This window comes from Tenacibaculum sp. nBUS_03 (assembly GCF_051201695.1).
In the GTDB taxonomy this organism is placed as follows: Bacteria; Bacteroidota; Bacteroidia; order Flavobacteriales; family Flavobacteriaceae; genus Polaribacter.
This window is the reverse complement of record NZ_CP179214.1, coordinates 3,940,150-3,965,926: the sequence shown is the minus strand read 5'-3', so window position 1 is coordinate 3,965,926 and position 25,777 is coordinate 3,940,150. Positions and strand designations below refer to the sequence as shown.

28 protein-coding genes and 2 pseudogenes are annotated in these 25,777 nt (G+C 29.8%); 11 read left to right on the top strand and 19 right to left on the bottom strand.

Annotated features, from left to right (window positions below; all coding sequences use genetic code 11):
• Positions 1–5: 5 nt before the first annotated feature.
• On the top strand, positions 6–656 hold the full coding sequence (pyrE, locus tag ACMFBB_RS18180; RefSeq protein ID WP_435262151.1) for an orotate phosphoribosyltransferase: 651 nt from the start codon (positions 6–8) through the stop codon (positions 654–656).
• 15 nt (positions 657–671) lie between these two features.
• Positions 672–1,061 (top strand): SRPBCC family protein, encoded by a 390-nt coding sequence (locus ACMFBB_RS18175; protein WP_435262150.1) that lies wholly within the window; start codon positions 672–674, stop codon positions 1,059–1,061.
• Between the two features lie 17 nt (positions 1,062–1,078).
• On the opposite strand, the gene ACMFBB_RS18170 is transcribed toward ACMFBB_RS18175, so the two are convergent.
• Positions 1,079–1,810, bottom strand: coding sequence for a biotin--[acetyl-CoA-carboxylase] ligase (locus tag ACMFBB_RS18170; protein ID WP_435262149.1), 732 nt, complete (start codon positions 1,808–1,810; stop codon positions 1,079–1,081).
• A gap of 86 nt (positions 1,811–1,896) precedes the next feature.
• Between ACMFBB_RS18170 and rsfS the strand changes: the two genes are divergently transcribed.
• The 6 genes and pseudogenes from rsfS (at position 1,897) to ACMFBB_RS18140 (ending at position 6,643) form a co-directional block, all read left to right on the top strand.
• The gene (gene rsfS / locus ACMFBB_RS18165) at positions 1,897–2,265 is read left to right on the top strand and encodes a ribosome silencing factor (protein WP_435262148.1); all 369 of its coding nucleotides are present in this window, start codon (positions 1,897–1,899) and stop codon (positions 2,263–2,265) included.
• Between the two features lie 24 nt (positions 2,266–2,289).
• Positions 2,290–4,225, top strand: a pseudogene (gene ftsH, locus ACMFBB_RS18160) (ATP-dependent zinc metalloprotease FtsH).
• Positions 4,226–4,238: 13 nt separating this feature from the next.
• On the top strand, positions 4,239–4,826 hold the full coding sequence (locus ACMFBB_RS18155; RefSeq protein WP_435262147.1) for a hypothetical protein: 588 nt from the start codon (positions 4,239–4,241) through the stop codon (positions 4,824–4,826).
• Between the two features lie 3 nt (positions 4,827–4,829).
• Entirely contained in the window at positions 4,830–5,627 is a 798-nt protein-coding gene (locus ACMFBB_RS18150; protein WP_435262146.1) for a phosphatidate cytidylyltransferase, read from the top strand.
• A 20-nt stretch (positions 5,628–5,647) separates the two neighbouring features.
• Positions 5,648–5,917, top strand: coding sequence for an acyl-CoA-binding protein (locus ACMFBB_RS18145; RefSeq protein WP_435262145.1), 270 nt, complete (start codon positions 5,648–5,650; stop codon positions 5,915–5,917).
• A gap of 90 nt (positions 5,918–6,007) precedes the next feature.
• Positions 6,008–6,643, top strand: coding sequence for a YceI family protein (locus tag ACMFBB_RS18140; protein ID WP_435262144.1), 636 nt, complete (start codon positions 6,008–6,010; stop codon positions 6,641–6,643).
• 95 nt (positions 6,644–6,738) lie between these two features.
• Here the strand turns inward: ACMFBB_RS18140 and ACMFBB_RS18135 are convergent, their stop codons facing one another.
• The 16 genes and pseudogenes from ACMFBB_RS18135 to kynU all read right to left on the bottom strand — a co-directional run bounded on the left by ACMFBB_RS18135 (position 6,739) and on the right by kynU (position 20,809).
• Complete coding sequence (locus tag ACMFBB_RS18135; protein ID WP_435262143.1) at positions 6,739–7,542, bottom strand: class I SAM-dependent methyltransferase; 804 nt, start codon at positions 7,540–7,542, stop codon at positions 6,739–6,741.
• Positions 7,543–7,579: 37 nt separating this feature from the next.
• Positions 7,580–9,127, bottom strand: coding sequence for a peptide MFS transporter (locus ACMFBB_RS18130; protein ID WP_435262142.1), 1,548 nt, complete (start codon positions 9,125–9,127; stop codon positions 7,580–7,582).
• Positions 9,128–9,249: 122 nt separating this feature from the next.
• On the bottom strand, positions 9,250–9,987 hold the full coding sequence (locus ACMFBB_RS18125; RefSeq protein WP_435262141.1) for a carbon-nitrogen hydrolase family protein: 738 nt from the start codon (positions 9,985–9,987) through the stop codon (positions 9,250–9,252).
• Positions 9,984–11,096, bottom strand: coding sequence for a hypothetical protein (locus ACMFBB_RS18120; RefSeq protein ID WP_435262140.1), 1,113 nt, complete (start codon positions 11,094–11,096; stop codon positions 9,984–9,986). Before ACMFBB_RS18120 ends, ACMFBB_RS18125 begins: the two co-directional genes overlap by 4 nt.
• Positions 11,097–11,100: 4 nt before the next feature.
• Entirely contained in the window at positions 11,101–12,189 is a 1,089-nt protein-coding gene (locus ACMFBB_RS18115; RefSeq protein WP_435262139.1) for an amidohydrolase family protein, read from the bottom strand.
• A 33-nt stretch (positions 12,190–12,222) separates the two neighbouring features.
• Positions 12,223–12,591 carry a PaaI family thioesterase gene (locus tag ACMFBB_RS18110; RefSeq protein WP_435262138.1) on the bottom strand — a complete coding sequence of 123 codons (369 nt, stop codon included), beginning with the start codon at positions 12,589–12,591 and terminating at the stop codon, positions 12,223–12,225.
• Between the two features lie 34 nt (positions 12,592–12,625).
• Complete coding sequence (locus ACMFBB_RS18105) at positions 12,626–13,162, bottom strand: 3-hydroxyanthranilate 3,4-dioxygenase (RefSeq protein WP_435262137.1); 537 nt, start codon at positions 13,160–13,162, stop codon at positions 12,626–12,628.
• A 181-nt stretch (positions 13,163–13,343) separates the two neighbouring features.
• On the bottom strand, positions 13,344–13,904 hold the full coding sequence (locus ACMFBB_RS18100) for a hypothetical protein (RefSeq protein WP_435262136.1): 561 nt from the start codon (positions 13,902–13,904) through the stop codon (positions 13,344–13,346).
• A 111-nt stretch (positions 13,905–14,015) separates the two neighbouring features.
• A pseudogene (locus tag ACMFBB_RS18095) lies at positions 14,016–14,794 on the bottom strand (SDR family oxidoreductase).
• A gap of 2 nt (positions 14,795–14,796) precedes the next feature.
• Complete coding sequence (locus ACMFBB_RS18090) at positions 14,797–15,015, bottom strand: DUF6500 family protein (protein WP_435262135.1); 219 nt, start codon at positions 15,013–15,015, stop codon at positions 14,797–14,799.
• The gene (locus tag ACMFBB_RS18085; RefSeq protein ID WP_435262134.1) at positions 15,008–16,450 is read right to left on the bottom strand and encodes an aldehyde dehydrogenase; all 1,443 of its coding nucleotides are present in this window, start codon (positions 16,448–16,450) and stop codon (positions 15,008–15,010) included. Before ACMFBB_RS18085 ends, ACMFBB_RS18090 begins: the two co-directional genes overlap by 8 nt.
• Positions 16,447–17,142 carry a phytanoyl-CoA dioxygenase family protein gene (locus tag ACMFBB_RS18080; protein WP_435262133.1) on the bottom strand — a complete coding sequence of 232 codons (696 nt, stop codon included), beginning with the start codon at positions 17,140–17,142 and terminating at the stop codon, positions 16,447–16,449. Before ACMFBB_RS18080 ends, ACMFBB_RS18085 begins: the two co-directional genes overlap by 4 nt.
• A 4-nt stretch (positions 17,143–17,146) precedes the next feature.
• Positions 17,147–17,554 (bottom strand): RidA family protein, encoded by a 408-nt coding sequence (locus ACMFBB_RS18075; RefSeq protein ID WP_435262132.1) that lies wholly within the window; start codon positions 17,552–17,554, stop codon positions 17,147–17,149.
• Positions 17,554–18,078, bottom strand: coding sequence for a DUF1697 domain-containing protein (locus ACMFBB_RS18070; protein WP_435262131.1), 525 nt, complete (start codon positions 18,076–18,078; stop codon positions 17,554–17,556). The genes ACMFBB_RS18075 and ACMFBB_RS18070 overlap by 1 nt, the downstream gene beginning before the upstream one ends.
• Positions 18,079–19,473, bottom strand: coding sequence for an FAD-dependent oxidoreductase (locus ACMFBB_RS18065; RefSeq protein ID WP_435262130.1), 1,395 nt, complete (start codon positions 19,471–19,473; stop codon positions 18,079–18,081).
• A 76-nt stretch (positions 19,474–19,549) separates the two neighbouring features.
• Positions 19,550–20,809: a kynureninase gene (kynU, locus tag ACMFBB_RS18060; protein ID WP_435262129.1), complete on the bottom strand. Its 1,260-nt coding sequence runs from the start codon at positions 20,807–20,809 to the stop codon at positions 19,550–19,552.
• A 155-nt stretch (positions 20,810–20,964) separates the two neighbouring features.
• Here kynU and ACMFBB_RS18055 point away from each other — a divergent pair, with 155 nt between their 5' ends.
• The 3 genes from ACMFBB_RS18055 to ACMFBB_RS18045 are packed head-to-tail and all read left to right on the top strand — an operon-like array spanning position 20,965 to position 22,838.
• Complete coding sequence (locus ACMFBB_RS18055) at positions 20,965–21,744, top strand: IclR family transcriptional regulator (protein ID WP_435262128.1); 780 nt, start codon at positions 20,965–20,967, stop codon at positions 21,742–21,744.
• An 8-nt stretch (positions 21,745–21,752) separates the two neighbouring features.
• Positions 21,753–22,319 (top strand): Crp/Fnr family transcriptional regulator, encoded by a 567-nt coding sequence (locus ACMFBB_RS18050; RefSeq protein WP_435262127.1) that lies wholly within the window; start codon positions 21,753–21,755, stop codon positions 22,317–22,319.
• A 57-nt stretch (positions 22,320–22,376) separates the two neighbouring features.
• Entirely contained in the window at positions 22,377–22,838 is a 462-nt protein-coding gene (locus ACMFBB_RS18045; protein WP_435262126.1) for a DoxX family protein, read from the top strand.
• Between the two features lie 31 nt (positions 22,839–22,869).
• Here the strand turns inward: ACMFBB_RS18045 and serA are convergent, their stop codons facing one another.
• Complete coding sequence (gene serA / locus ACMFBB_RS18040; RefSeq protein WP_435262125.1) at positions 22,870–24,771, bottom strand: phosphoglycerate dehydrogenase; 1,902 nt, start codon at positions 24,769–24,771, stop codon at positions 22,870–22,872.
• A 133-nt stretch (positions 24,772–24,904) separates the two neighbouring features.
• Positions 24,905–25,717 (bottom strand): hypothetical protein, encoded by an 813-nt coding sequence (locus ACMFBB_RS18035; protein WP_435262124.1) that lies wholly within the window; start codon positions 25,715–25,717, stop codon positions 24,905–24,907.
• Positions 25,718–25,777: the final 60 nt, after the last annotated feature.

The window sequence follows — 25,777 nt, the reverse complement described above, 5'->3', positions numbered from 1 at the left end:
GCGACATGGATTTTAACAAAGATACGGCAAAAAAAACGGCTGAACTCCTTTTACAAATAAAAGCGATTAAACTTAGCCCTCAAGAGCCATTTACATGGGCTTCAGGATGGAAGTCTCCAATTTATTGTGACAATAGAATTACATTATCTTTTCCTTCTGTTAGAAATTTTTTAAAAGAAAAAATAGCAAAAATTGTAGAAGATAAACATGGTAAACCAGATGTTATTGCTGGTGTAGCTACTGGTGCAATAGCCATAGGCGTGTTGGTTGCGCAAGAACTAGGAGTTCCTTTTATATATGTTAGGCCTGAACCCAAAAAACATGGTCGCAAAAACCAAATAGAAGGGTATTTAGAAAGCGGACAAAACGTAGTAGTTATTGAAGACTTGATAAGTACTGGTAAAAGTAGCTTAAACGCTGTTAAAGCTTTAAAAGAAGCTAATGCTACTGTTAAAGGTATGGTTGCTATTTTTTCTTATGGATTTGACATAGCTACAGAAAATTTTAAAAATGATAATGTAGAACTTACCACTCTAAGTAATTACGAATTTTTACTTGAACAGGCTTTAGATAGCAAGTATATTACTAGTGAAGAATTACGTACTTTAGAAGACTGGAGAGTTTCTCCTAGTACGTGGAAACAAAAAGAAGAATAGTTAAAAAATAGATTAATGAATATTGAAGGAAACATAGTGCGAGTAAAAAAAACTTCGGAAGAACTTTTTAATTTTTTTACTAAGCTTGAAAATTATGAGCAATTAATGCCAGAAAACACTCAAAAATTTGAGGTTGATGGTGAAAGCTTTATTTTTGGATTAAAAGGTATGCCAGAAATTAGACTAGTTATGAAAGAGAAAACTGAGTTTTCAAATGTAACTTTAGGTGCTGCTAGTAGCAAACTACCTTTTACTTTAGCTTCAGACATCAATAAGATATCGGAAAATGAAAGTGAGGTTGTCTTAAAATTCAATGGAGATTTTAATCCTATGATGGCTATGATGGTAAAAAAACCATTAACTAAGTTTATCGAAACCTTAACAGAAAATATTGCTAAACTATAAAAATATATATTTTAGACCTAAGCAAATGAAACTTCTTTGATTTCAAATTCTTTAATAGTTTCATCACTTAATTCTATCTGGAGTTTTCCGTCCTTTGACACTCCTATAATTTTACCCATAAATAAAACGTTTTGATTTGTTTTAAACATACTCGGAACGTTTTTTTTATGCAATACTTCTAAATACCTATATTCAAGCAAATCATATTCCTGTTTTTCTAATAAAGCTATATTTTTTTCTAATTTGAGCACTAATTCTCTCAATAAAAAATCTAATTCTAATTCTTCTTTTAAAAGATCTTTAATTGATACAGCCTTTAATTGTTTGTTAGATAAAAAAGGCTCATTAACATTCAAACCTATTCCTATTACTGACGATTGTATTTCATTGCCTTTCAAAGAATTCTCAATTAAAATTCCACAAATTTTCATTCCTTCTGCCAGAATGTCGTTAGGCCATTTTATAGAAACTTTTGATAATTTCAAATCATTTAACACCTCAAAAACACTTATAGCTACTGAAAAATTTAAATATTTTTGATTTGCTACCAACAACCCCGAAAACCTAACAAAAACACTGAAAGTCAAGTTTTTACCACCTTCCGAATTCCATTCTGTATTCATTTGTCCCCTACCCAACCTTTGATGTTTAGCTACAACTACCGTAAAGTTTTCTAATAATGAATTTACTGCCATTTCTTTTAAAAAAGTATTTGTAGAATCAATGGCATCAAGTTTGATTATTTTCATAAATATTTTATAAGTAAAACTAGTATCAATAATACACTATTTACTCACAAAAAAATAATAACTTTGCTAAAATTTAATTTTTTTTAATGACTAAAAAACAAGCAAGCACAGACGATTTAATAGCTGTGATTATAAAGGGGATTGATGATGTAAAAGGAGAAGACATCCAACTACTTGATTTAAGAGAAATTGAAAACACCGTGTGCGATTATTTTATAATTTGCTCTGGTAATTCAAACACACAGGTTAATGCTATATCAGGTTCAATACAAAAAGTCGTTAGTAAGGAGCTAAAAGATAAACCTTGGCACGTAGAAGGACAAGGAAACTCTGAATGGGTTTTAATGGATTATGTAAATGTTGTAGTTCATGTTTTTCAAAAACAAACACGTGACTTTTATGATATTGAAAGCCTTTGGGGAGACGCAAAAATAACTCAAATAAATCCAGCATAATTAACATATTTTGAAACAAATTTTATGAGTGATAAGAAAAAAAACACACCTAAACTAACCTTTAACTCTCTTTGGATATACATTCCAATAGCAGTTTTATTTATAGGGTTAACTTTTTTTAACTCAGGATCAATGGGTTCTAAAAATTTATCTGAAAACGAATTCAATCAAATTTTAAAGGATAATGATATTTCTAAGATTTTCATATACAATAAATCGTATGCTGAAATATTTATTAAAGATGAATCCTTAAGTAAAGAATCCCATAAAAAGTTAAGTAATTCTCCTTTTTACAGAAAAGGGGCACCTTTATACAAATATAATTTTGGTGATTTACAAAACTTTGAAAAGGAACTTCAAAAAGCGAAAGATACCTATAACTTAGATTTTGATAAAGGGAATGACAGCAAAACTAGCATGATGGATACCATCATTAGCTTTTTACCTTTTATCCTACTAATTGTAATTTGGTTATTTTTTATGAGAAGAATGTCAGGTATCTGGTGGTGGTGCTGGTGGTGGTGGACAAATTTTTAATATTGGTAAATCTAAAGCTAAACTTTTTGATCAAGATACTAAAGTCAAAACTACTTTTAAAAATGTTGCTGGTTTAGAGGGTGCTAAAGAAGAAGTACAAGAAATTGTAGATTTCTTAAAGAGTCCTGAAAAATATACTCGCTTGGGAGGTAAAATTCCAAAAGGGGCTTTACTAGTAGGGCCTCCTGGAACAGGTAAAACATTATTAGCTAAAGCTGTTGCAGGTGAAGCAGGTGTTCCTTTCTTTTCTTTATCTGGTTCTGATTTTGTTGAAATGTTTGTAGGAGTTGGAGCTTCACGTGTAAGAGATTTATTTAAACAAGCACAACAAAAATCTCCTTCAATTATATTTATTGATGAGATTGACGCTATAGGAAGAGCTAGAGGAAAGAATAGCATGACAGGTGGTAATGATGAACGTGAAAATACTTTAAACCAATTATTAACAGAAATGGATGGTTTTGGTACTGACACAAATGTTATAGTTCTTGCTGCAACAAACCGTGCAGATGTTTTAGATAAAGCTTTAATGCGTGCTGGTCGTTTTGACCGTCAAATTTATGTAGACCTTCCTGACTTACACGAACGTAGAGAAATTTTCGAAGTACATATAAAACCTTTGAAGTTAGCTGACAATGCTAACTTAGAATTCTTGGCACAACAAACCCCTGGTTTTTCGGGCGCTGATATTGCTAATTTATGTAATGAAGCTGCTTTAATTGCTGCCAGAAACAACAAAGAAGCTATTGAACATCAAGATTTCTTAGATGCTGTTGATAGAATTGTTGGAGGTTTGGAAAAGAAAAATAAAGTAATTACTCCAAAAGAAAAGAAAGTTATTGCTTTTCATGAAGCTGGTCATGCTACTGTTAGTTGGATGTTAGAACATGCCGCTCCTTTAGTTAAAGTTACTATTGTACCTCGTGGTCAATCTCTAGGTGCAGCTTGGTACCTTCCAGAAGAAAGGAAAATTGTTCAAACCGAACAAATGCTAGACGAAATGTGTGCTACAATGGGAGGAAGAGCTGCTGAGAAATTAATATTTAATAAAATTTCAACTGGAGCATTAAGTGATTTAGAAAAAGTAACAAAACAAGCAAAAGCGATGGTTACTATTTACGGATTAAACGATAAAGTTGGAAATATTACCTATTACGATTCATCTGGTAATGATGGTTTTGTAAAACCTTATAGTGATGCTACTGCTAAAACTATTGATGAGGAAATTTCAAAGATAATAGAAGGTCAATATGTTAGAGCTATTGATATCTTAGAACAACATAAAGATAAATTAACACTATTAGCTGATCGTTTACTTGAAAAAGAAGTTATCTTTAAAGATGATTTAATTAAATTATTTGGTGAAAGACCATTTGAAAAAAACGAAACAAAAGAAAATATAAATCCAATAACAGAAGAATAAGTTTTTTGTTTTAATGAATTTTTTAAAAAAACTGTTTAAATCATATACTGAAACATCTAAAGAAGAAATTAATCGTCAACCGGTTAATCTTTCTTTAGATGATTTGTTTGTTCATAATTTTATAAATAAAGGGGGAAAGTTTTTATATTCTACAAGTATTAATGAAGTCATCATCAATCTTGAAAATATATTGAAAGAAAATAACTGGAACAAGATAACTTGTAGCGATTTTGATTTATTAAAAATAACTCAACAATTAAAAATAACATCTCAGCAAACACCTAACAATTCCATTCCTTTCTTTACAACTTGTGAGCACTTAATAGCTAATAAAGGAGATATTTTATTTTCTTCAAACCAATTAGGAAGTAATAAAATTTCTGAACTGTCTGATAATTTTATTATTTACGCAACCACAAGTCAATTAGTAAAAAACATTAGTGAAGGTTTAACAGGTATTAAAACACATTTTAAAGGCAATATTCCTACAAATATTAGTTCTGTAACCAATTATACAATACAAAAGAATAATGATGATTTTTTGAATTATGGAAATAGCAATTCAAAAAACTTATACTTACTTCTTTTTGAAGACCTCTAAAACATGAAAAACTTAATAATAAGAAGTATTTCTGGGCTTGTTTATGCTACTATTTTTATTTCAGCAATACTGTATTCTGCTGAATCATACACTTCTTTAATTGCAGTTTTCTCTGCTATATGCTTGTGGGAATTTAATAAAATTATACGTTTTAAAAACTTTATTCCATTTATAATACTTCCCTTAGCCATATATTACACAAAAATAATAGCATCTGAAAAAGTTATTTTGTTTTTATTACTAATCACATTAATCTGTTTTTTTCAGTTAATTTACAGCCTATATCAGAGTAAAAAATCGGAATATCCGAATACATTTATGGATAAATTAGATTTAGGTATTCGCTATATTATTCTACCTTTTTCTTTTTTAGCTCTACTACCTTTTATAAACAACGGCTATCATCCATATGTTATAATATATATTATTGTTCTTATTTGGACCAATGATAGTTTTGCTTTTTTGGTTGGAAAGAATTTTGGTAAAACAAAGCTATTTGAAAGAATTTCTCCTAAAAAAACAATTGAAGGCTTTATTGGTGGATTACTATTTTCTTTAATTATTGGCTTTTTAATTGGCTACTATTCTTCTATTTTATCTATTTTTAACTGGATTATTATTGCTTTAATAGTTTCAATAGCTGGTACCTTTGGTGATTTAGTTGAATCAATGTTTAAGAGAAAAGCTAATGTCAAAGACAGTGGAACTATAATGCCTGGACATGGTGGATTACTTGACCGTTTAGATAGTTTATATTTCCTTGCTCCTTTCGTATATTTGTATTTACACTTTTTAATGTAACAACCATTTACATATCATTTATGATAAATGATTTAGATAAACAATTTCATGAGGCCTTCGAGGCTGCCTCAAATATGCAAGGTAAATTGCCTCAAGATACTATGCTTAAATTATATGCATACTATAAACAGGCTATGATAGGAGATCAGTTTTCTCTTAATGCTCACAACAATGTAAACGGAGGTTTAAGAAATGCGTTTAAATTTAATGCTTGGTTACAATTAAAAGGTATGAGTCCTGAAAATGCAAAAAAAGAATATATAAAACTTGTCAATTCAATTATAAATTAATCTAATTATATCTTATTGGTTTTTAATTTAGCTATTAATAACTTTACAATTATAAATTTTTTTTTAAAATAATTAAACATAGTAATTCTCATGAAAAATCAATTCCTCGCCTTATTTGTTTCTTTTTTTACAATCTTCGTTACCTCATGTAAAAAGGAAAATAAACAAGAAACAAAACAAGAAATATCAGTAGATGAAGCTCCTAAAACGGAAGCGTCTTTTTCATTACAAAATGCAGAAAAAACGATTAGTTGGACAGCTTATAAAACTACCGAAAAAATACCTGTTAAAGGAGTATTTAAAAAAGTTAATATTACTGCGAAAGGTTCAGGAAATTCAGCTGAGGAAGCTATCAACAATGCTGAATTTTCAATTCCTGTGAGTAGTATTTTTACTTCAGATTCTGGAAGAGACTATAAAATAAAAAAATTCTTTTTTGGAGTTATGGACAAAACTGAACTGCTTTCAGGGAAATTGGTTCTTGAAAATGATTCCATTGGATATTCTGATATAACTATGAACGGAGTTACTAAAAAGTTACCCTTTAAATATTCTTTAAAAGGTAACGTATTTAGCTTACAAGGAACAATGAATATCACTGAATGGCAAGGTGAAAAAGCATTAAAATCACTTAATACGGTATGTAAAGACCTACATAAAGGTGCCGATGGTGTATCTAAAACATGGGATGAAGTAGCTATAAATATTGTTTCTGTATTTAAATAAAAAGGAATAATTATAACTAAAAAAGGTCGTCTAAAAAATTAGACGACCTTTTTTAGTTTTTTGTAATATATTTCCTTCTTTATTATAATGCTTGTTTAACTATGTTTAATTGCTTTTAATGTAAATATTAATGGATATAAATTATCTATTATCTTAAACATTCCATTTTCAGTTTTTTCAAGATTAGGGAAAACATCATAAGGACTTTCATCATACTCATTCAAGTATTCTATTTGTAGTCCCTCAGATATTAATGCCGTAATTATTTCCCCTAAACCATGATTCCACCCATACTCTTTACTTATAATTTCATTATTTCCATCAGCATAACTACCTGAATACTCTTCATAAATAACTTCTTTCTGATTGTATGCAAAACTAAGCTCTGATGGAGTATTTTGATAATCAAACATCCATACAATTGGGTGAAATTCTGCCATAAAAAAAGATCCTCCAGGTTTTAATCTAGATGCTATTATTTTTGCCCAAGGTTTTAAATCTGGTAACCAACCAATGGTACCATAACTTGTGTACACAATATCAAACTGCTCTGAAATATGTTTATTAACATCATACACATTACAACAAACAAATTTAGAATCCAGCATTAATTCTTTATTCAGCTCTCTTGCTAACTTAATTCCTTCGTCTGAAATGTCTATTCCTGTGCATTTAGCTCCCATTCTACTCCAACTCAAAGTATCTTGCCCAAAATGACATTGCAGGTGTAATAGTGACTTTCCAGAGACATCTCCTAAAGCATCCAACTCATATTTCATTAATGAATTTTTTCCTGCCTTAAATGCTTTTAAATCGTACATTTCACTTTTAGCATGTACAGCAACTTTTTTATTCCAAGTTTCTTTATTTATTTTAAAATAATGTTCAATAGTTTCCATGCTAGCAATATAAAAAAACTAAACCAGTAAGTAAATACTAATGTACATTTTGCATCATTCTTTTAATTCTTTTAGACATTATCATTACAAATACACCTGTTAATAAAGTAAAAAAGCCTAAACCAGAGTATACTGATACATATGAATATAATTGATGAAATATCGGTTCTTGAGATAAAACAAATTTGCTTGGCATACCTGTTATAAGTGTTGTTATCTCTCCTAATATTCCTTTTGAAAAAAAACCTAAATCACCTTCTGACACAGTTGTTAATTTTGCTATTTTACCTGCAAAAAAGTGCCCATAAAAATTAGCAGAAAACCAAACCCCCATTATAAAAGCCCCATATTTAACGGGGGATAATTCTGTTATTTTTGACAATCCTATTGGTGATAAAAATAGTTCTCCCATGGTTAATACTAAATACCCTACTATTAAATAAATCATTGGAGTTTTAGCAAATTCATCAACTTGATATGCAGACATTGCAAAAACTATAAATCCAAAACCTAAAAGAGCTATCCCTACGCCAAACTTAATTACAGAATTTGGGTTTTTATCAATTTTATTCAAATACATCCACAACATAGAAAATGGTATAGCAAATAAAATTATAAAGCTTGAATTTATACTATTAGTTTGAGCAGCATTTATCCCTATTAAATTTACATTTCTGTCTGCAAATAAAGTTAGTGAACTACCAGCTTGTTCAAAAATTGCTGCAAACGCAGTATATAATACTGTAAAGTAAACAGCTACTAATAATTTTTTACGCTCTGAAATAGATACATTTTGAAGAACATTAATTATATAAAACATCAAAAACAAAGAAACAATCCACACCAAATAATGTTCAAATTGATGATATCTTACAATTAAAGCGAAAATAGGCACTGAAAGTAGAGCACAGACAGGTATTAAATACCCCGTTTTAATTCCTAACCTTTTTTGATTAAACACCTTAACATTCGGAACAGCCCCATGTTCATCGAATACTTTATTAGCTACTCCTTTTTTAAAAACTAAAAGCCCTAATAGCATTCCTACTCCAGCTAATACAAATCCGTAATGCCAACCATACAATTCAGCCAGCCATGCACATAATAAAGGAGCCACGGCACCTCCAATATTAATTCCCATATAGAAAACTGTGAACCCGGCATCACGCCTTCTGTCACCATCACTATACAATTTTCCTACAAAAGAAGATATATTGGGCTTAAAAAAACCGTTACCAATTATTATTAAAGAAAGTGATCCATAAAAAAATATAGGTTGTTCAAATGTTAAAAAGAAATGTCCTAAAGCCATTAAAACACCTCCTAAAATAATTGCCTTTCTAAAACCTAGTATTTTATCTGCTAACATTCCTCCTATCATTGGTGTTACATATACTAATGACATGTAGGCAGCATAAATACCAAAAGACATTTCATCTGTAAATAACAAATGTTTCGTCATGTATAAAACCAATAATGCTCGCATTCCATAAAAAGAAAAGCGTTCCCATAATTCAGCAAAAAATAAATATAATAACCCTCTAGGGTGACCTAAAACATCCTTTGTTGATGTATAATTTTTCATATAAAAATAGTTTTAAGCGAATATAAAATCTGCTCAAACCTCTATATATAATTGTAATTAATTGTAATAAAAAATAATACTTTGTGAGTTTCTGTAACACTCAAAATCAACATCTAAGAGTTTTATAACACAATAGACTTACCCTTCCATTTTTCATCCTGTTTTTCAATAATGATAAGTCCCTCTTTTTCAGAATCTAAAGCTATTAATTCTTTTCCTTTTTCATCCCAAAAGGCACTTTTTCCACCTGCGTGCATCCCCCAATGTTCTCCACAAAAGTTGCTCATAAGAATTGGTAACATATATTTTTCAGAATATCTTTTCAAAGACGAATGACCTTTGACAATACCTTCTTTAGAAAAGAATATACTAGGAACATAAAGAGTTGACTTATCTATTTTTGCTTGTTCAGGGTGTTTTTCATTATCAATATCTGCACAAATAGCAAAAGACAACTGTTCTTTTGCTATAGTTACTTTTGGGTTGTACAAAAAAGAACTTTTATAGTATATCTCTTCTCCTGAATGTAAATATTGCTTTGTATATATTTCTTCTTCTCCATCTGGTTTTAATATAAAAGACCCTATATATAACATATCATCTATTAATATTGGGGCTCCAACAACAACTATGATATTGTTCTCTTCAGACAGTTTTCTTAAGCTGTTTAATCTTTTATCCTTTTTTATAAAGGCTAATCCTTTTCCTTCTTCCCTACAATATCCGGTTATTGACATTTCAGGGAATGCAATTAAATCTACTTTTTCTTTTACGGCTTCTTTTATCGCTTTTATATGAGTAGTAATATTCTTTTCAATCTCACCTACAGTTACATCTATTTGAGTTGCTGCTATTTTCATTTAATCTCAAGTTTTTTATATTCTTCTAATAAGGCTTCATCAACAAATATATGCTCTGGAAGAATTCGTAATCTATATTTACTTTCTCCAATAAAAGTAATTAAATCTTTACGTTCTAACTTATTTTCATCTGTTAATTGAAGTATCACATTTATGTTATCTATAATTCTTGTTAAATATGTTTGACTCTTTATTTCACCTCCATAACTAACAACAATACTTTGATTATTTACCTCACAAAACTTTCTCTTATATGCAAAATTTAATAAATTTTTATACTGAGTAGTTTTTGAGCCAAAATCAATTTTCTCTGCTATAATTCCTTTAGATGGAATAGTTAACTCGATTAAAGACCAGTCTAAGAACTTCATTTTCATTTCATTTGGTTTTGGCGTATTTGCAAGTTGAATAACCCAACTTGTTGCTAAAACTAAAAAAACGGAAACCAACGAAGTTTTAGTTATAATTCTAATAAGCTGATTAAAAAAATCATTATTTAAATGTATAAATACATCTGAGAACTGGGAAAAAAACAGTAAAAAAATTGCGATAACAGAAATAAAAGCCACTAACTTTAAATCTCTATGCATAAAGGTTCTATAAAATGAAATCCCCATTAAATAACATAAAAAAGTTGTTAATAAGAAATCAGGGACTCCAACAATTTTAATGCCATAGAAGATATTGTTACCTATTACAGAAGACAACAATAACGTTAATGAAGCAACTGTAATTATAATAATAGAAATGATTTTTACATTTTTTTCATTTCTATAAATAAACTTAGGAGCATCATAAACATAATGAAGTGCTAGTAACCAAAATAAATTATTTATGGTAGACACTATATTTATACCTATTTGATACATTAATGTATCTTGAAACTTAAAATAATTAGCAATGAGCCCCCATAAACCTGAAAACACCCACACTAACATTCCAAAACTGAAATATAGTAACCCTTTATCTACTCGTTTAATTCCGTTTCCATCTTCTAATACCGAGTAAAAACGTTTTCTTATATTATAATAAATTGCCAATAGTAAAACAGCACCTATAAATGAGATAAAAATATGTGACAAATTATGAAACTGAGTTACTTCTGACATACCTTTATTTTGAAAGAATCTTATTAACTAAATCTTGCTTAGCTTTTACATCGTCTCCAAATAACCATCGTAGCGTATTATCCTCCCAAATTTCATCATATTGCTTCTGATCAATAATATCTCTATTAATTGCTAAATCTAATAATTTACCTGGGTATGATGATTGGGCATCACTTTCCATTTCTCCTAATGGATATGGATCATCTAACCCCATTATTATTTGATTTGACCCTTGACGATCTATCATTAACTTTAAAGAATCTGTATCGTGAACTAAGGTGTCAAAAAATATATTAGGATGTCCTACGGCCTTTCTTGGGTGTGTTTTCCCTTCAAATAAATCAGGCCTACCATCAAAACCTTGAATACGACGTCCTAAATTCATTTGAGCTAATTGCCCACCATGAGCAAAACATGTTCTTATATTTGGAAAACGTTCTTGCATACCATTTAATGTATAAAAGTGATACGCATCACCACACTGAGCCAACATCCAAATTAAATGAAAACGCCAGTTAGTATTCTCTAGCTTTATCATTTTATCTCCATCATACGGATGAATTTCAATAGCCAATTTATACTTATCTGCTAATTCAAAAATGCGATCATTTTCTTTATCAAACACACAACGCCATTGACCAATTGAATCCATAAAATGCGTAGGTAAGCACAATACTTTTAACCCTAGCTCTTCTACACAACGTTCCATTTCATATAATGCTCCATAAATAAAACCTGGATGAACCACAAACCCACAAGTAAACTTATCTGGATGATCATGTTGAACTTTTGCATTAAAATCATTTTGAAAACGCAATGCTTTTTTCATTTCTTCTAATCGCAATCCGTTACCATATAATTGAGAAAGATTTAAAACAACTGCATGATCTAACCTATTTTTCTCCATCCAAATCAACTTTTCATCTAAGAAAAAACTAGAGTCAGTTACAGGTCTTTTCCATCCTTTCTGAAGCATATGCTTACGTTCATCGTCAACCCAAAAAATTTCTTTCTCCTTCATAAATTGAGGGATTTGTTCTGGATAAGGTAATAAGTGTGAGTGACCGTTTATTCGTAGTTTTCGTTGTTTCATTTTTTATTTTAATTACAACTATAGTTTATAATATTAATTACCATTCTTTTTCTGTGAACATATCATTGTAGCTTGCATAGTAGAATACAATATACCTTGTTCGTTCTCAACTTTAGCTTCACAAAACACTAGAGTTTTCCCCGACTTTACTACCTTTCCTGTAGCTACAACTAATTTAGAGTTAGCTGGTCGTAATAAATTTGTTTTAAATTCTACAGATAAAACATCTGAATTCTTAGACATTACCGACAATGCTGCATAACCACAAGCAACATCCATAATACTCGTTAGTACACCTGCATGAAAATAACCATGTTGCTGGGTAAGATTATCTTTCTTAATGCATTGTATTTTCACTTCCCCTTCTTTGATAGCAAGAATTTTTGCGCCTAGAGTTTTCATAAAACCCTGTTTTGAAAAATTCTCTTTTATCTCATCAATCATTATTTACTTTACTTGGAGATACCATTACTGTTCCACAATTAGAACAGGTACATTTTTCCGTGTTAGAATAGTACTTATCAAAAATAATAGGCATATCAGTTTCAATATTATCAAGAGCAAACTTTTCTCTGTAGAGTTGTGTACCACATTTTTCACAATACCACTCTAAAGCATCTAACATTCCTTCATCTCTTGGATATTCAATAACTAAACCTACCGTATTAGCCTTACGTTGCGGTGAGTGTGGTACTTTCCCTGGTAATAAATAAATATCTCCTTCTTTAATTTCAACATCTATCATTTTTCCTTTATCATCTATAATTTTCAATACCATATCTCCTTCTACTTGATAGAAAAACTCTGGTGTTTCATTATAGTGATAATCCTTTCTATTATTCGGACCTCCAACTACCATAACAATATATTCTCCATTATCCCAAACTTGTTTGTTGCCTACTGGTGGCTTTAACAGATGGCGATTTTCATCTATCCACTTTTTAAAATTTAAAGGTTGTACTAACATGCTCATTTTTTATTATTCTATAATAGTTTATAAAAAAATTGTCTAAAAAGTAAAACTTTTTCATAAAAAATAATTTACAAAAACAGTCTTAATAAAAATTTATGATTTAAAAAGACGCTATTAATTTATTTTCAATGATATACTTTCTAGACAATCTACTTTTAAGAAACCTTGATTACTATTTTATCTAACAGATAATTGCTCTAGATCTTTTTCTATTACTTTGTAAGGTAATAGTATTATTCATTTTATTTTTGTAGGTAAAAACACTTTCCTTACCCTTTTTAACTTCTTGTATTTTTACAGGAAAAGCAAATTCAGCTAAATCATAACTAAAACCATTAGCATCCATATTATATCTATAATTTTCTACTAAAGAATTCAACTCAATTGCTAATTTCTCTTCTAAAATATAATATTTACTTAATCCATTCTCTTCTACAAGTAATGCTAACTCATAACTTGTAAACCCTAGTAAGGATTTTTTCTGAACAGAAATAGCATAACAATTACTCGATAATTTAACTAGTTTATTAGAATCATACACATATCCTAATTCATTTAGTTCTGTCATTAAACTTTCATGTGCTTTTATAAAATTAAAAGGTAAACTACTCAATGAAACATTTGTTATTTTATTTAAAGTTGACAAAGAATTTACATTGTTACTAGCAATTGTTGAAGTTGGAAACATTGTTAATGCTCCTGCTCCAATAGCGGAAGTTGTAATAAATTTTCTACGATTCATACTCTAATATTTAAGTTGGTTAATTAATTATTTACTAAGTCATAAAGTTACTATATTTATATATAATTTTAGCAACTCCTTATTTTTTTTAGTAGTTCAACCTTAAAATCACTATAAACTTTTAGTTCTACCACCATCAACTGGAACATTAATTCCATTAATAAAACTTGCTTTATCACTTGCTAAAAAAACCACTGCGTTTGCAATTTCTTCAGGTTTAGCAAAACGTTTAGCTGGTGAAGCATTTTTCATTGCTTCAGACACTTCTTCTATTGTTTTACCAGTTTTTGTTGCTTTGTTATTTATTATCTCATTTAAACGCTCGGTTCCAGTAGCTCCTGGTAATACATTGTTTACAGTGATTCCAAACTGTCCTAATTCATTTGCTAATGTTTTAGACCAATTAGCAACTGCACCTCTTATTGTGTTTGAAACTCCCAATCCGTCTAACGGCTGTTTTACAGATGTAGAAATTACATTTATAATCCTTCCATAGCCTTCTTTTTTCATAAATGGTACTGTTGCCTGAACCAAGACATGATTACATTTTAAATGCTGAGTAAATGCTTTTTCAAACTCATCTAATTGAGCATTAAAAACAGGCACCCTCCAGCTGGACCTCCTGTATTATTTATTAAAATATGAAACTCTAACGATGAAGCTTCTATTTTTTCTTTTAACTCATTAGGGTTTGAAAAGTCAGCAACAATATAACCATGCTTTTGATTGTTATTTGGTAACTCTTCTAAAACCTTTTTAAGCTTTTCTTCATTGCGAGCAACTAAGGTTATATTAACTCCTTCTTTAGCTAATTGAATTGCAGAAGCTTTTCCTATACCTTGCGTGCTTCCGCAAACCAAGGCATTTCTATTTTGTATATTTAAATTCATATTTATTCGTTATTCTTAACCTTTCTTTTAATTTTAATCGCTTTTTCAAAATGATCTAATTGATGCGTTTGAATCCACCAAGTTGCCACTTCCATGAGTAATTTAGGATCATCATTTTTATTTTTAAAAAATGCATAGAACGAAAGTCCAACTTCATCTCCTTTTTGAGCTATTTTTTTATCACAGACCTCAATAATTCTTTGCCGTATTTCATTATTCATATTTTATACAAATATTTTTAGGTTCAGTAAAAAATCGTAACGCTTCAAAACCACCCTCTCGACCAACTCCACTAGCTTTTTGCCCTCCAAAAGGTGTCCTTAAATCTCGTAACATCCAGGTATTTACCCAAACAATCCCCGTTTTCAAATGCTTAGAAAACTGCATTGTTCTGTTTAAGTTATTAGTCCATAATGTTGCTGATAATCCATACTTTACATCATTTGCTAACAGCAAAGCTTCTTTATCAGTTTTAAAAGACATTAAGGTTACTACTGGCCCAAATATCTCTTCCTGATTCAATACACATTTATTATCTTTAACTTCTATAATTGTAGGTTGTAAATAGTATCCGTTTTCACTTCCTTCTACAACAACTTCTTCTCCACCATAAAGTATTCTTCCTCCTTCACTTTCAGCAATATCAATATATGATCTTACTTTTTCTAAATGCTGTTTTGAAACAAGTGCTCCAATATTTGTAGCTTTATCAAAAGGATTACCTATTTTTAATTCAGAAACTTTTTCAACAAAATCTTTTTTGAACTTCTCATATATTGACTCTTCAACAAAAATTCTACTTCCACATAAACAAATTTGGCCTTGATTAGCAAATGACGATCGAACCGTAGTAGTTAGCATTTTATCGTAATCAGAATCTGCAAAAATGACATTCGGATTTTTCCCTCCAAGCTCTAAAGACAACTTTTTAAACATAGGAGCTGCTGTTCTTGCAATATGAGCACCTGTAGCTGTTCCTCCAGTAAATGATATTGCTTTTACATCTGGATGCTCAATAATTGCCTGTCCAGTAGTTTGTCCTAAACCATGAACTATATTTAGCACTCCTTTTGGCAATCCAGCTTCATTACATATTTCTCCTAATAAATAAGCTGTCATTGGTGTTACTTCACTGGGTTTTGCTATAACGCAGTTACCTGCTGCAATTGCCGGAGCAATTTTCCATGTAAATAAATACAAAGGCAGGTTCCATGGTGATATACAACCAACTATACCAATAGGCTGTCGCAATGTAAAATTTATAGCATTTAAACCAACGCTTTCATGAGACTCTGATGAAAACTGCGTAATAGCATTTGCAAAGAACCGAAAATTACTTGCTGATCTTGGAATATCCACTGCACTTGCCAAAGAAACTGGCTTACCATTATCTTTAGCCTCAGCATTAGCAAAACGCTCTAGATTTACCTCTAGTAATTCTGATATTCTTAATAGAATTTTACTACGATCTTCGAGTGCTCTATTTGACCATTCAGGAAAAGCATCACTTGCTGCTTTATAAGCCAAAGCTACATCCTCTTTAGTTGAGTTAGGTATTGTTCCATACACTTCTCCTATAGAAGGATTATAGTTATTTATATAATTCCCATTAATTGGAGACAGAAACTCGCCGTTTATGTAGTTTTTTATGTTCATATAATGTCTTTTCTTTCTAACCATTCCATTGGAATTTCTTGATTACAAAATTCTAAATGAATTACTCTTCTATCTTGATTCGTTAATGATTTAGAAGAAGCATGTAATATTAATGGTTTCATTAACATAACACCACCCCGTTTAACAGCACATAACTCTTCTTTTCCTATATTTTCTTTCTTGAAATTTTCATCAATTCTAATAATTCCTTTTTTATGGCTCCCTAATATTACTCTCAAAGCACCATTTAATTCATCTGTTTTATCTAAATGAATTCTAAAAGTAATTACTTTTTCTAATATTTCTTGAGGAGGTATTACTCCTAGTTGTCCACTTTTATTTGTCCAGTTACTATAGCCATCAATTGCTACGTTCTTTTTTACACTAATACTTAAATCTTGATGATGGCTAACAAACCAATTAAATTTTCCTATTTTATTAAAAAAGATAGCTTTTGACAAAAAATAATCAGTACTACAAATAGAAGTATATAGCTTTTTAAATTTTTCATTTTGAAAAACAACTTCTTCAATTTTTGGTACTTTATTTACTAATTGCCTAATAGCGTATCTTTTTTGTGAACTTTCAATCAAACTAATTAATTGTAAACATTCTTCATCACCAAAAATAGGCTCGGTAACTGAATACCCCTTATTAATTAACTCCTTTTTATTTTGATTGAATTCACTCATCAAATTAGTTTGCTTTTTTATAAGCTGTAACTTTAATTTCAACTACTAAATCAGGATGTGGCAATTGATGAACAGCCACTGTAGTTCGAGTAGGCCCTGTTTCTTTTTCAAAAAACTCTGCGTATGCTTTATTATACCCTGCAAAATCATTCATATTTACCAAAAAAGTTGATACATCTACCACATCTTTTATACTAGCACCTACTGTTTGTAAATTTTTATCAATATTTTTTAAAACCTCACGTGTTTGTGTTTCTATATTCAATCGTTTGGTTCCCATTTCATCAATAATATCTACTCCTGCGATTGAATTATCAGCACGACGTGAACTTGTTCCTGATACAAAAATAAAATCTCCTACTACCTTAACATGTGGATAGGCTCCTCTTGGTGTTACTTTTTTTTCTTCCATTATTCTTTTGTTGCCAACTCTAATAATTTTATAGTTGTTTTATAGTTTCTTGTAGTTGCTACTACATTTAATTTTTTTTCAATATTATTATTTGTCAATTTTGTTTTTCCAAAACCAGAAATACAATTTAAATACACAACATCACCATCTACCTCATACTTATCATCTTTAATTCCTTTCACCTCTATATCAGTAATTTTTGATTCTTCATTTAAAAAAGAAAATGCAACTATCTTTTCATTTTCTAATGAAAAAGGATATCGAGCAATCGCATTTTTCCACTCTTCTAGAGTTCTTGCTAATGCAGGTATATTATATCCATATTTATTAGTTATTCCTTCTTCTATTTTTTGGCAGATAACTTCCTTTGAATACTCAGAATCTAAAATGATATTTCCACTTTGAATATATGTTTCTACATTTTTAAATTTTAGATTATGTAACAACTCTCGTAACTCAGCCATAGGGATTTTATGTTTCCCTGACACATTGATACCCCGTAATAAAATTATGTACTTTTTCATTTATAAACCAGCTATCTTATCTTCTTCTAAAATCTCATTTGTTTCCTCTTGCACACTTCCAAGCACTTCTCTTAAGTCTAAACTGGTATCCAAATCATTATTAGCAACCATGTTTAACAACGCTTTATCTTGTGCCCTTCCTTTTTTCATAGCTTTAGCATACGGTATATTTTCATTGAAAGTAACCATTGAATATTTTGAAAAATATTCATCAGGAAAATTTTCTTCTAATGACATTTCTAACACTCGTTTTTGCTTAAATAAAGGATTCGCAACATGATCACGCATTTCATAATAATTATCTATTGCTAAATCGGCTATTGCATCTGTATCTTCTTTTCTAAGTTGTTGATATTCTTTAAAAATTGTTTCCCAATCCCCTTCATTTTTATCTAAAATAGTATCAAGAACAGTTACGTCTTCAAAAGAAGCATTCATTCCTTGTCCATAAAATGGTACAATAGCATGAGCTGCATCTCCCATAATTAGAGTATTTCCTTTATAAAACCATGGAGAACATTTCACCGTACCTAATGGCCCTGTTGGGTTATTAAAAAATTCATCCTTTATACTTGGAATCAACTTTAATGCATCTGGAAACTCTTTTTCAAAAAATTCAGTTATTTTATCTTCTGTTGTTAAGTTATTAAAATTATATTCTCCTTCATCATAACTTAAAAATAATGTAACTGTAAAACTCCCATCTAAGTTTGGTAAGGCGATTAACATATATTTTCCACGTGGCCAAATATGTAAATGATCTTTACTTATTTGATGATTGCCAGAAGCATCTGCTGGAATTTCAAGTTCTTTATACCCATGTGTTAAATAATTTTGAGAATAACTAAACAAAAACTTTCTTTCTAAGTAATAGCTTTTCCTTAATACTGAACCTGCTCCATCTGTTCCAAAAATGACATCTCCTTTTACGGAAAACTCTTCTTCAGTTATATAATCTTTAAAACTAACTTTGGTTTCTTCTATGTCTACCGAAACACATTTTTTATTAAAATGTATGGTTACATTTTCATGTTTCTCAGCTTCAGTTAACAAAATCCCATTTAAATCTCCTCTAGAAATTGAATTAATATACTCACCTTTCCTTCCTGAATAATTTGAAACAAATGTATTTGCTTTATTATCGTGAATTAAACGTCCATGCATTGGAATACATATCTTTCTAGCTTTATCTTCAACCCCTGCTAAACGTAGCGCTTTAAATCCTCTATCAGACAGTGCCAAGTTAATAGATCTACCTGCTGAAATATCAGTGGTTCTTAAATCTGGCCTACTCTCAAATAATTCAACTTTATATCCTCTTTGAGCTAATCGTAAAGCTAATAATGAGCCACATAAACCAGCACCTACTATAAGTATATTATCTTTTTTATCCATAAAACTAAATTAGTTTATTTCTCCGTTTCTTAAATTTATTCCTCTTTACAAATATATTTTTAATGAATAACTAAAATCATAACAACCCTTTTAAGATTGAAACCATTTTATAAACATCTTCAAAACTGTTGTACATAGGCACAGGTGCGCAACGAATAACATCTGGCTCTCTCCAGTCAGTAATAATATTATTTTCTGTTAACTTTTTATGCAAATTTTTATCTGCATTTTTTACCTGAATCGATAACTGACAACCTCTTTCTTTCGGATTTGAAGGAGTGATTATCTTAATATCATCCGAGTTTATTTCATTTATTAAAAACTCAAAATAACCTGTTAGTTTTTCCGACTTTTCGCGCAAGGCCTGCATTCCTACTTCATTAAACATATCTAAAGAAGCCTTGATTGCTGCCATTGATAGTATAGGAGGGTTTGACAACTGCCATCCTTCAGCACCAGCCATTACATCAAAAGGTTGACGCATATTAAAACGTGTTTCTTTGTTATGATTCCACCAACCTGAAAATCGTGGTAACTCTTTATTATCTGCATGTTTCTCATGAACAAACAAACCTCCTAAACTTCCAGGCCCTGAATTTAAATACTTGTACGTACACCAAGCCGCAAAATCTACACCTGAATTGTGTAATTCTGGAGAAATATTACCTGCTCCATGAGCTAAATCGATACCAACAAAACAATTTTTAGCATGACCTATTTCTGCTATTTTCTTTAAATTTAAATATTGACCTGTATAATAGTTTACGCCTCCTATTAATAATAATGCAATTTCATCACCTTGTTCAGAGACAATACTTTCTAAATCTTTTATATTTAAAAGCTCTTCTCCTTCCCTTGGCTTCCATTCTATTAATCCTTCTTCAACATCAAACCCATGAAATTTTAATTGCGACTGAACCGCATACCTATCAGACGGAAATGCATCACTTTCAATAACTATTTTATACTTTGTTTTTGAAGGCTGATAAAAAGAAACCATTAATAAATGTAAATTCGTTGTTAACGTATTCATTACAACAACTTCTAATGGTTTTGCGCCAACTATCTTTGCCATATTTTCAGTTAAAAATTCATGATAGGGTAACCATGGAGTATTACCTTCAAAATGACCTTCAACTCCATAATTAGCCCAATCACTTAACTCTTGTTCAATATATTTTTGTGTTTGTTTTGGCTGTAGTCCTAAAGAATTCCCTGTAAAATATAACCAATCATTCCCATCTTTATCTTTTGGAATATGGAACTCTCTTCGTAAATAAGAAAGTTTATCTTTTTTATCTTCTTCTAATGCGTACTCTAATGTTGTTTTATACATACTTCTTAATTAATACACCTAATAAAAAAGAGCGTTTAAATGTTTTATTTACAGAAAATAAAAACGATAAGCGTTTCACTATTTAAAACGGTGTTTTATAAATTTATATATTTTTTATTACTTTAGCAAATAAGCATCAAAATTATTTTATTTGAATGAATGAAATTAACGACAACAAATTAAATCAGTCAATTATAAAAGCCTTTAATCTTTTAGATGCTTTTACAGAAGAAAAAACATCATGGGGAGTTAGAGAGTTAGCTATAAAAACTGGTTATAACAAAAGCACAACCTATCGTTTATTACACACATTAACTTCACTAAACATTGTTCATCAGAACAGTGATGAAAAATATAGCTTAGGTAGTAAAATTTTTGAATTAGGTAATCGAGTTTCCATATATAAAGCAATCACTAAACTTACCAATAAGCCTATAAAAAAAGTAGCTCTTGAAATACAAGAAACTGTTTTATTTAGTATTCTTAAAGAAAATAAAGTATTCCATATAGACAAAGCAGACAGCTTACACGGTCTAAAAATTAACACATCTATTGGCTCGTATGAACCTATTCACGCTACAGCCTCAGGTAAATTATTATTAGCATTTTCTTCCTCCTCAACTAAAGAAAATATTTTAGAAAATATTGAATTAACTTCTTACAATAAAAATACTATTTCTTCTATTTCTTTATTAAAAAAAGAGTTAAAAAAAATACAAGAACAAGAATACGCCTTAGATATGGAAGAGCTAGAATCTGGCCTAATATGTATTGCTATTCCAATAAGAAACAAAAATAAAAAAGTAATAGCTAGCATTAGCGCTTCTGGTCCTTTAAGCAGGTTTAAGGTTGAAAACATCAATAGCTATATACATACATTAAAAAAAGGAGGCCATATTATTGAAACAGCATTAAGTAGTTTTGATACTTTATAAAATAAATCATGAATCAAATAAGAAAGTCTTTAAACGAATTATCCAACATCTCAGACGCTGACTGGAAATATTTCTCTTCTAAACTTAAAAAAATTAAGCTCAATAAAAAAGAGGTTATCCTTTCAAAGGGCCAGACTGAAAATTACTTATCCTTTGTTGAAAATGGAGTTTTAAGACTGTACATACCTAAAATTGATAATGACATAACTTTTGGTTTTGTTTTTAAAAACAGCTTTATTAGCGGTTACGACTCCTACTTAACACAATCACCTTCAGACTACTGCATTGAAACATTAACACAAACTACATTATGGAGATTAACTTTTAATGATTTAAATAAAATTTATCAGAACACTAAAATTGGAAATGAAATTGGACGGAAAAATGCAGAAAAATTGTTTCTAATTAAATCAAAACGTGAACTCTCTTTACTAAAAGATACTCCAGAAAAAAGATATTTAAATCTTTTTAAAGAAAGACCTGAATTAATTAAACAAATCCCATTAAAATATATTGCTTCCTACATTGGCATAACACCGCAAGCATTGAGTAGAATTAGAAAACGAATTTCTTAACCGAAGTTCATTGCTTCAATGCAATCATTTTTCCATTTTTGAAAAAAAATCAGAACAATGATACCCTTACTTATATTAATTTCATCTTTCAGTATTACCTTAACAATTCAAAAACTATTTTTAAAAAAACTACACATCAATATAGCTGGTAGAATAGCATTATCAATTATGCTAATCTACACCTCAATTGGACATTTCATTTTTATTGATGGAATATGTAAAATGATTCCTAGTTTTATTTTTTACAAAAACGAAATTGTAATACTAACTGGCTTTTTTGAAATAATCCTAGCTATCGGTTTACTTTTTAAAAAACTCAAAACAATCGTTGGGTACACCCTTATAATCTTTCTTGTAGTTATTACACCATGTAATATTAAAGCTAGTTTAGAAAACTTAAATATACAAACTGGCAACTTCAATGGAAAGGGAATCAATTATTTATTCATAAGAATACCCGCTCAACTTTTCTTTATTGGATGGTCATATTTTTTTACAATAAAAAATGCCTCGAAGTAACTTCAAGGCATTCTTATAAAAACATTATTTTTTAGTACAATACTCTAAACTTAATTGTACCATCAACTTTTCTAAGTTTACCTATCACTTCTTGATTATACTCTTTATCAACATCAGTAATCACATATCCAACTTTCTCATCTGTAGAAAGGTACTGACCTGTAATATTCAATTCGTATTTAGCAAGTACTTTGTTTACTTTAGCCATAACACCAGGTACATTTTCATGAATATGTAAAAAACGATGTGCATTTTTGTGCTTTGGCAACCTAATATTTGGAAAGTTCACTGCATCAACAGTGTTTCCTGAATTTATGTAACTCATAATTTTATTTGGCACAAAATCCGCAATGTCTTTTTGTGCTTCTTCCGTACTTCCACCAACGTGAGGTGTTAAAATAACATTACTTAACCCTTTCAACTCGGTATAGAAATCACCATTCTTCCTTGGTTCTTCTGGATAAACATCAACAGCTGCACCAGATAACTTTCCAGATTTTAAGCCTTTAACTAATGCTTCAATATCCACAACAAAACCTCTAGATAAATTAACTAAATGTGCACCATTTTTCATTTCAGAAATTTCGTTTGCCCCAATGAAATTTTTATTAGCAGCATTATCATCAATATGTAAAGTAACTACATCTGATATATTTAACAACTCTTTTAAAGTATTAACTTTCGTAGCATTCCCTAACGCTAGTTTATCTTCAACATCATAATAATAAACATCCATACCTAGAGCTTCTGCTAAGATAGATAACTGCTTACCAATATTACCATAACCAACAATACCTAACTTTTTACCTCTAACTTCTCTAGAACCTTGTGCTGTTTTATTCCATTCTCCATTATGCAACTCTGTACTTCTTTGAAAAACACTTCGCATTAACATGATAATTTCACCAATAGCAAGCTCTACAACTGAACGTGTATTACTGTAAGGTGCATTAAACACAACAATTCCACTTTCTTTACAAGCTTCTAAATTTATTTGTTTAGTACCAATACAAAATGCAGATACCACCATTAATTTTTCAGCAGCTTTAATAACCTTTTCAGTTACTTGAGTTTTAGAACGAATACCTAGTACATGTACATCTCTTATCTTCTCTATTAACTCTTCTTCTGACAAACTTCTAGAAACAGTTTCTACAGAAAAACCATCTGCAGAAAGTTTTGTAAAAGCATCAGTATGAACATTTTCTAATAATAAAATCTTAATTCTATTCTTTGGGTATGATATATTTCTTGGCAAATCGTTTACGTATAAAAATTCATCTAAATTAGGAATAATATGATCAGCATTAGCAACTGTTTTGTCTCTAGATACATTTTCGGTATATGCGAAAAATTTATCTGCTACTCCTGCTTCTCTCGTTACATAATCACTATAACCATCACCTATAACTTGAACTTCTCCTTCAAGACCTAGTTCTCTCAAGCACTGAATCTTACCATTATGAGTTGAAAGTACATTTTTTTTATCAAAACCAATTATAACATCATTCTCATCAAACTCAAAAGTATTTGCATAAACCCTTTCAGTAGGAATATTATAAGCTGCTACAATTGGGTCTATAAACTCTTTAAAACCAGCAGATATAACATAAATATTATCAGAAAACTTTTCAAAAAATTCTTTATTTCTCTCAATTGATAGAGAAACCTTTTGCTTTAACTCCTCTATTAAAACTGGTAAATCAGACTTTTTAGCATTCAATAGCTGTATTCGTTTCTCCAAAGACTCAGGAAAAGAAATCTCACCGTCAATACCCAAATTTGTAATATTAACAATACCCTCAATAATCTCTTGTTTTTTTGGATTATTAACTAACGTAATCTCTGCCAAAACATCCAATGCTTCTACTCTAGTTAACGTACTGTCAAAATCAAAAATATAATTTCTTTTCAAAGTACTTACTGTGTTCATTTTTTTAATATTTAATATGTTGTGTTGTGTCAGCGCAAATTACAAAGGATGTGATAAAAAAGTATCAAAAAATGATAACATTTTCATTTTTTACTTATTTTGCTTAGAAAAAGAAACTTTTCCTACCTGTTTTTTAAAAAATCAAAAGCATAACCCACCAAATAAAAGGAATTGCTTCTACCCAAAATGAACTATAATACTTTGATTGTGCTTCTTTTGCTCTCATTAACAGTATAGAAGAGAACAAAAAAACAAGAAAGAACACTCTTCTAAAAACATTTTCCTCCGCAATTAAAAACTCTAGGAGTAAACATATCATTAAAATAAAAAACCCAACTCTTTTTGTGTTTTCTACACCGATTTTTCTTGGTATAGTTTGCAAAGAAATTGCATCAAACTTCATATCTCTTATGTCAAAAGGTAAAATTAAAACCATTACAAATAAAAAACGTTGTAACATCATAAAAACAACCTCAATACTAAACTCATTTCCAACATCATATATCGGCAACAATACGGTAACACCTGCCCATACCAAAGCTACAACAACAATTTTCAGGTAACTAATATTACGTAAGTTCGTTTGAAGATTACCAAAAAAAGGTACCGCATAAAGCAAAGTTAACAAGCCAAATGGACATATAAACAACAGTGTTTTAACTTTTAATAAAGTTAAATAATAGCACATCAAAAGAAAACACACTAAAGAAAAAACCTGAATATATTTTAGATTATTAGTTAAACTTCTATGATGTAATTTTGCTACACCTGCATATTTAACAAAATTATAACCTGTTATTGTTCCAAAAAACACAAAACAATCTAACGGCTCATTATAAGGGAGAACTAAATATAACTCTGTTAACCTTATAAAAGCATACACAGACAACCCTACATGAACACTTGAGTTTAGATAAAAATTCAATACTTTTATTAAGTAATTCATTAAACAAAAATAACACATATGTTTATTATTTAATATTTAGATAATAAAATAATAGTTTAC

Coding starts and splice junctions, on each gene's coding strand:
- ACMFBB_RS18115 (WP_435262139.1), bottom strand. CDS start 12,189: ATGAAACAACGAAAACTACGAATAAACGGTCACTCACACTTATTACCT.
- rsfS (WP_435262148.1), top strand. CDS start 1,897: ATGACTAAAAAACAAGCAAGCACAGACGATTTAATAGCTGTGATTATA.
- ACMFBB_RS18155 (WP_435262147.1), top strand. CDS start 4,239: ATGAATTTTTTAAAAAAACTGTTTAAATCATATACTGAAACATCTAAA.
- ACMFBB_RS18055 (WP_435262128.1), top strand. CDS start 20,965: ATGAATGAAATTAACGACAACAAATTAAATCAGTCAATTATAAAAGCC.
- ACMFBB_RS18050 (WP_435262127.1), top strand. CDS start 21,753: ATGAATCAAATAAGAAAGTCTTTAAACGAATTATCCAACATCTCAGAC.
- ACMFBB_RS18090 (WP_435262135.1), bottom strand. CDS start 15,015: ATGAATAATGAAATACGGCAAAGAATTATTGAGGTCTGTGATAAAAAA.
- ACMFBB_RS18175 (WP_435262150.1), top strand. CDS start 672: ATGAATATTGAAGGAAACATAGTGCGAGTAAAAAAAACTTCGGAAGAA.
- ACMFBB_RS18110 (WP_435262138.1), bottom strand. CDS start 12,591: ATGAAAACTCTAGGCGCAAAAATTCTTGCTATCAAAGAAGGGGAAGTG.
- ACMFBB_RS18170 (WP_435262149.1), bottom strand. CDS start 1,810: ATGAAAATAATCAAACTTGATGCCATTGATTCTACAAATACTTTTTTA.
- ACMFBB_RS18080 (WP_435262133.1), bottom strand. CDS start 17,142: ATGAGTGAATTCAATCAAAATAAAAAGGAGTTAATTAATAAGGGGTAT.
- ACMFBB_RS18065 (WP_435262130.1), bottom strand. CDS start 19,473: ATGGATAAAAAAGATAATATACTTATAGTAGGTGCTGGTTTATGTGGC.
- ACMFBB_RS18135 (WP_435262143.1), bottom strand. CDS start 7,542: ATGGAAACTATTGAACATTATTTTAAAATAAATAAAGAAACTTGGAAT.
- ACMFBB_RS18130 (WP_435262142.1), bottom strand. CDS start 9,127: ATGAAAAATTATACATCAACAAAGGATGTTTTAGGTCACCCTAGAGGG.
- serA (WP_435262125.1), bottom strand. CDS start 24,771: ATGAACACAGTAAGTACTTTGAAAAGAAATTATATTTTTGATTTTGAC.
- ACMFBB_RS18075 (WP_435262132.1), bottom strand. CDS start 17,554: ATGGAAGAAAAAAAAGTAACACCAAGAGGAGCCTATCCACATGTTAAG.
- pyrE (WP_435262151.1), top strand. CDS start 6: ATGGATTTTAACAAAGATACGGCAAAAAAAACGGCTGAACTCCTTTTA.
- ACMFBB_RS18105 (WP_435262137.1), bottom strand. CDS start 13,162: ATGAGCATGTTAGTACAACCTTTAAATTTTAAAAAGTGGATAGATGAA.
- ACMFBB_RS18140 (WP_435262144.1), top strand. CDS start 6,008: ATGAAAAATCAATTCCTCGCCTTATTTGTTTCTTTTTTTACAATCTTC.
- ACMFBB_RS18070 (WP_435262131.1), bottom strand. CDS start 18,078: ATGAAAAAGTACATAATTTTATTACGGGGTATCAATGTGTCAGGGAAA.
- ACMFBB_RS18145 (WP_435262145.1), top strand. CDS start 5,648: ATGATAAATGATTTAGATAAACAATTTCATGAGGCCTTCGAGGCTGCC.
- ACMFBB_RS18100 (WP_435262136.1), bottom strand. CDS start 13,904: ATGAATCGTAGAAAATTTATTACAACTTCCGCTATTGGAGCAGGAGCA.
- ACMFBB_RS18045 (WP_435262126.1), top strand. CDS start 22,377: ATGATACCCTTACTTATATTAATTTCATCTTTCAGTATTACCTTAACA.
- ACMFBB_RS18150 (WP_435262146.1), top strand. CDS start 4,830: ATGAAAAACTTAATAATAAGAAGTATTTCTGGGCTTGTTTATGCTACT.
- ACMFBB_RS18085 (WP_435262134.1), bottom strand. CDS start 16,450: ATGAACATAAAAAACTACATAAACGGCGAGTTTCTGTCTCCAATTAAT.
- ACMFBB_RS18120 (WP_435262140.1), bottom strand. CDS start 11,096: ATGTCAGAAGTAACTCAGTTTCATAATTTGTCACATATTTTTATCTCA.
- kynU (WP_435262129.1), bottom strand. CDS start 20,809: ATGTATAAAACAACATTAGAGTACGCATTAGAAGAAGATAAAAAAGAT.
- ACMFBB_RS18125 (WP_435262141.1), bottom strand. CDS start 9,987: ATGAAAATAGCAGCAACTCAAATAGATGTAACTGTAGGTGAGATTGAA.
- ACMFBB_RS18035 (WP_435262124.1), bottom strand. CDS start 25,717: ATGAATTACTTAATAAAAGTATTGAATTTTTATCTAAACTCAAGTGTT.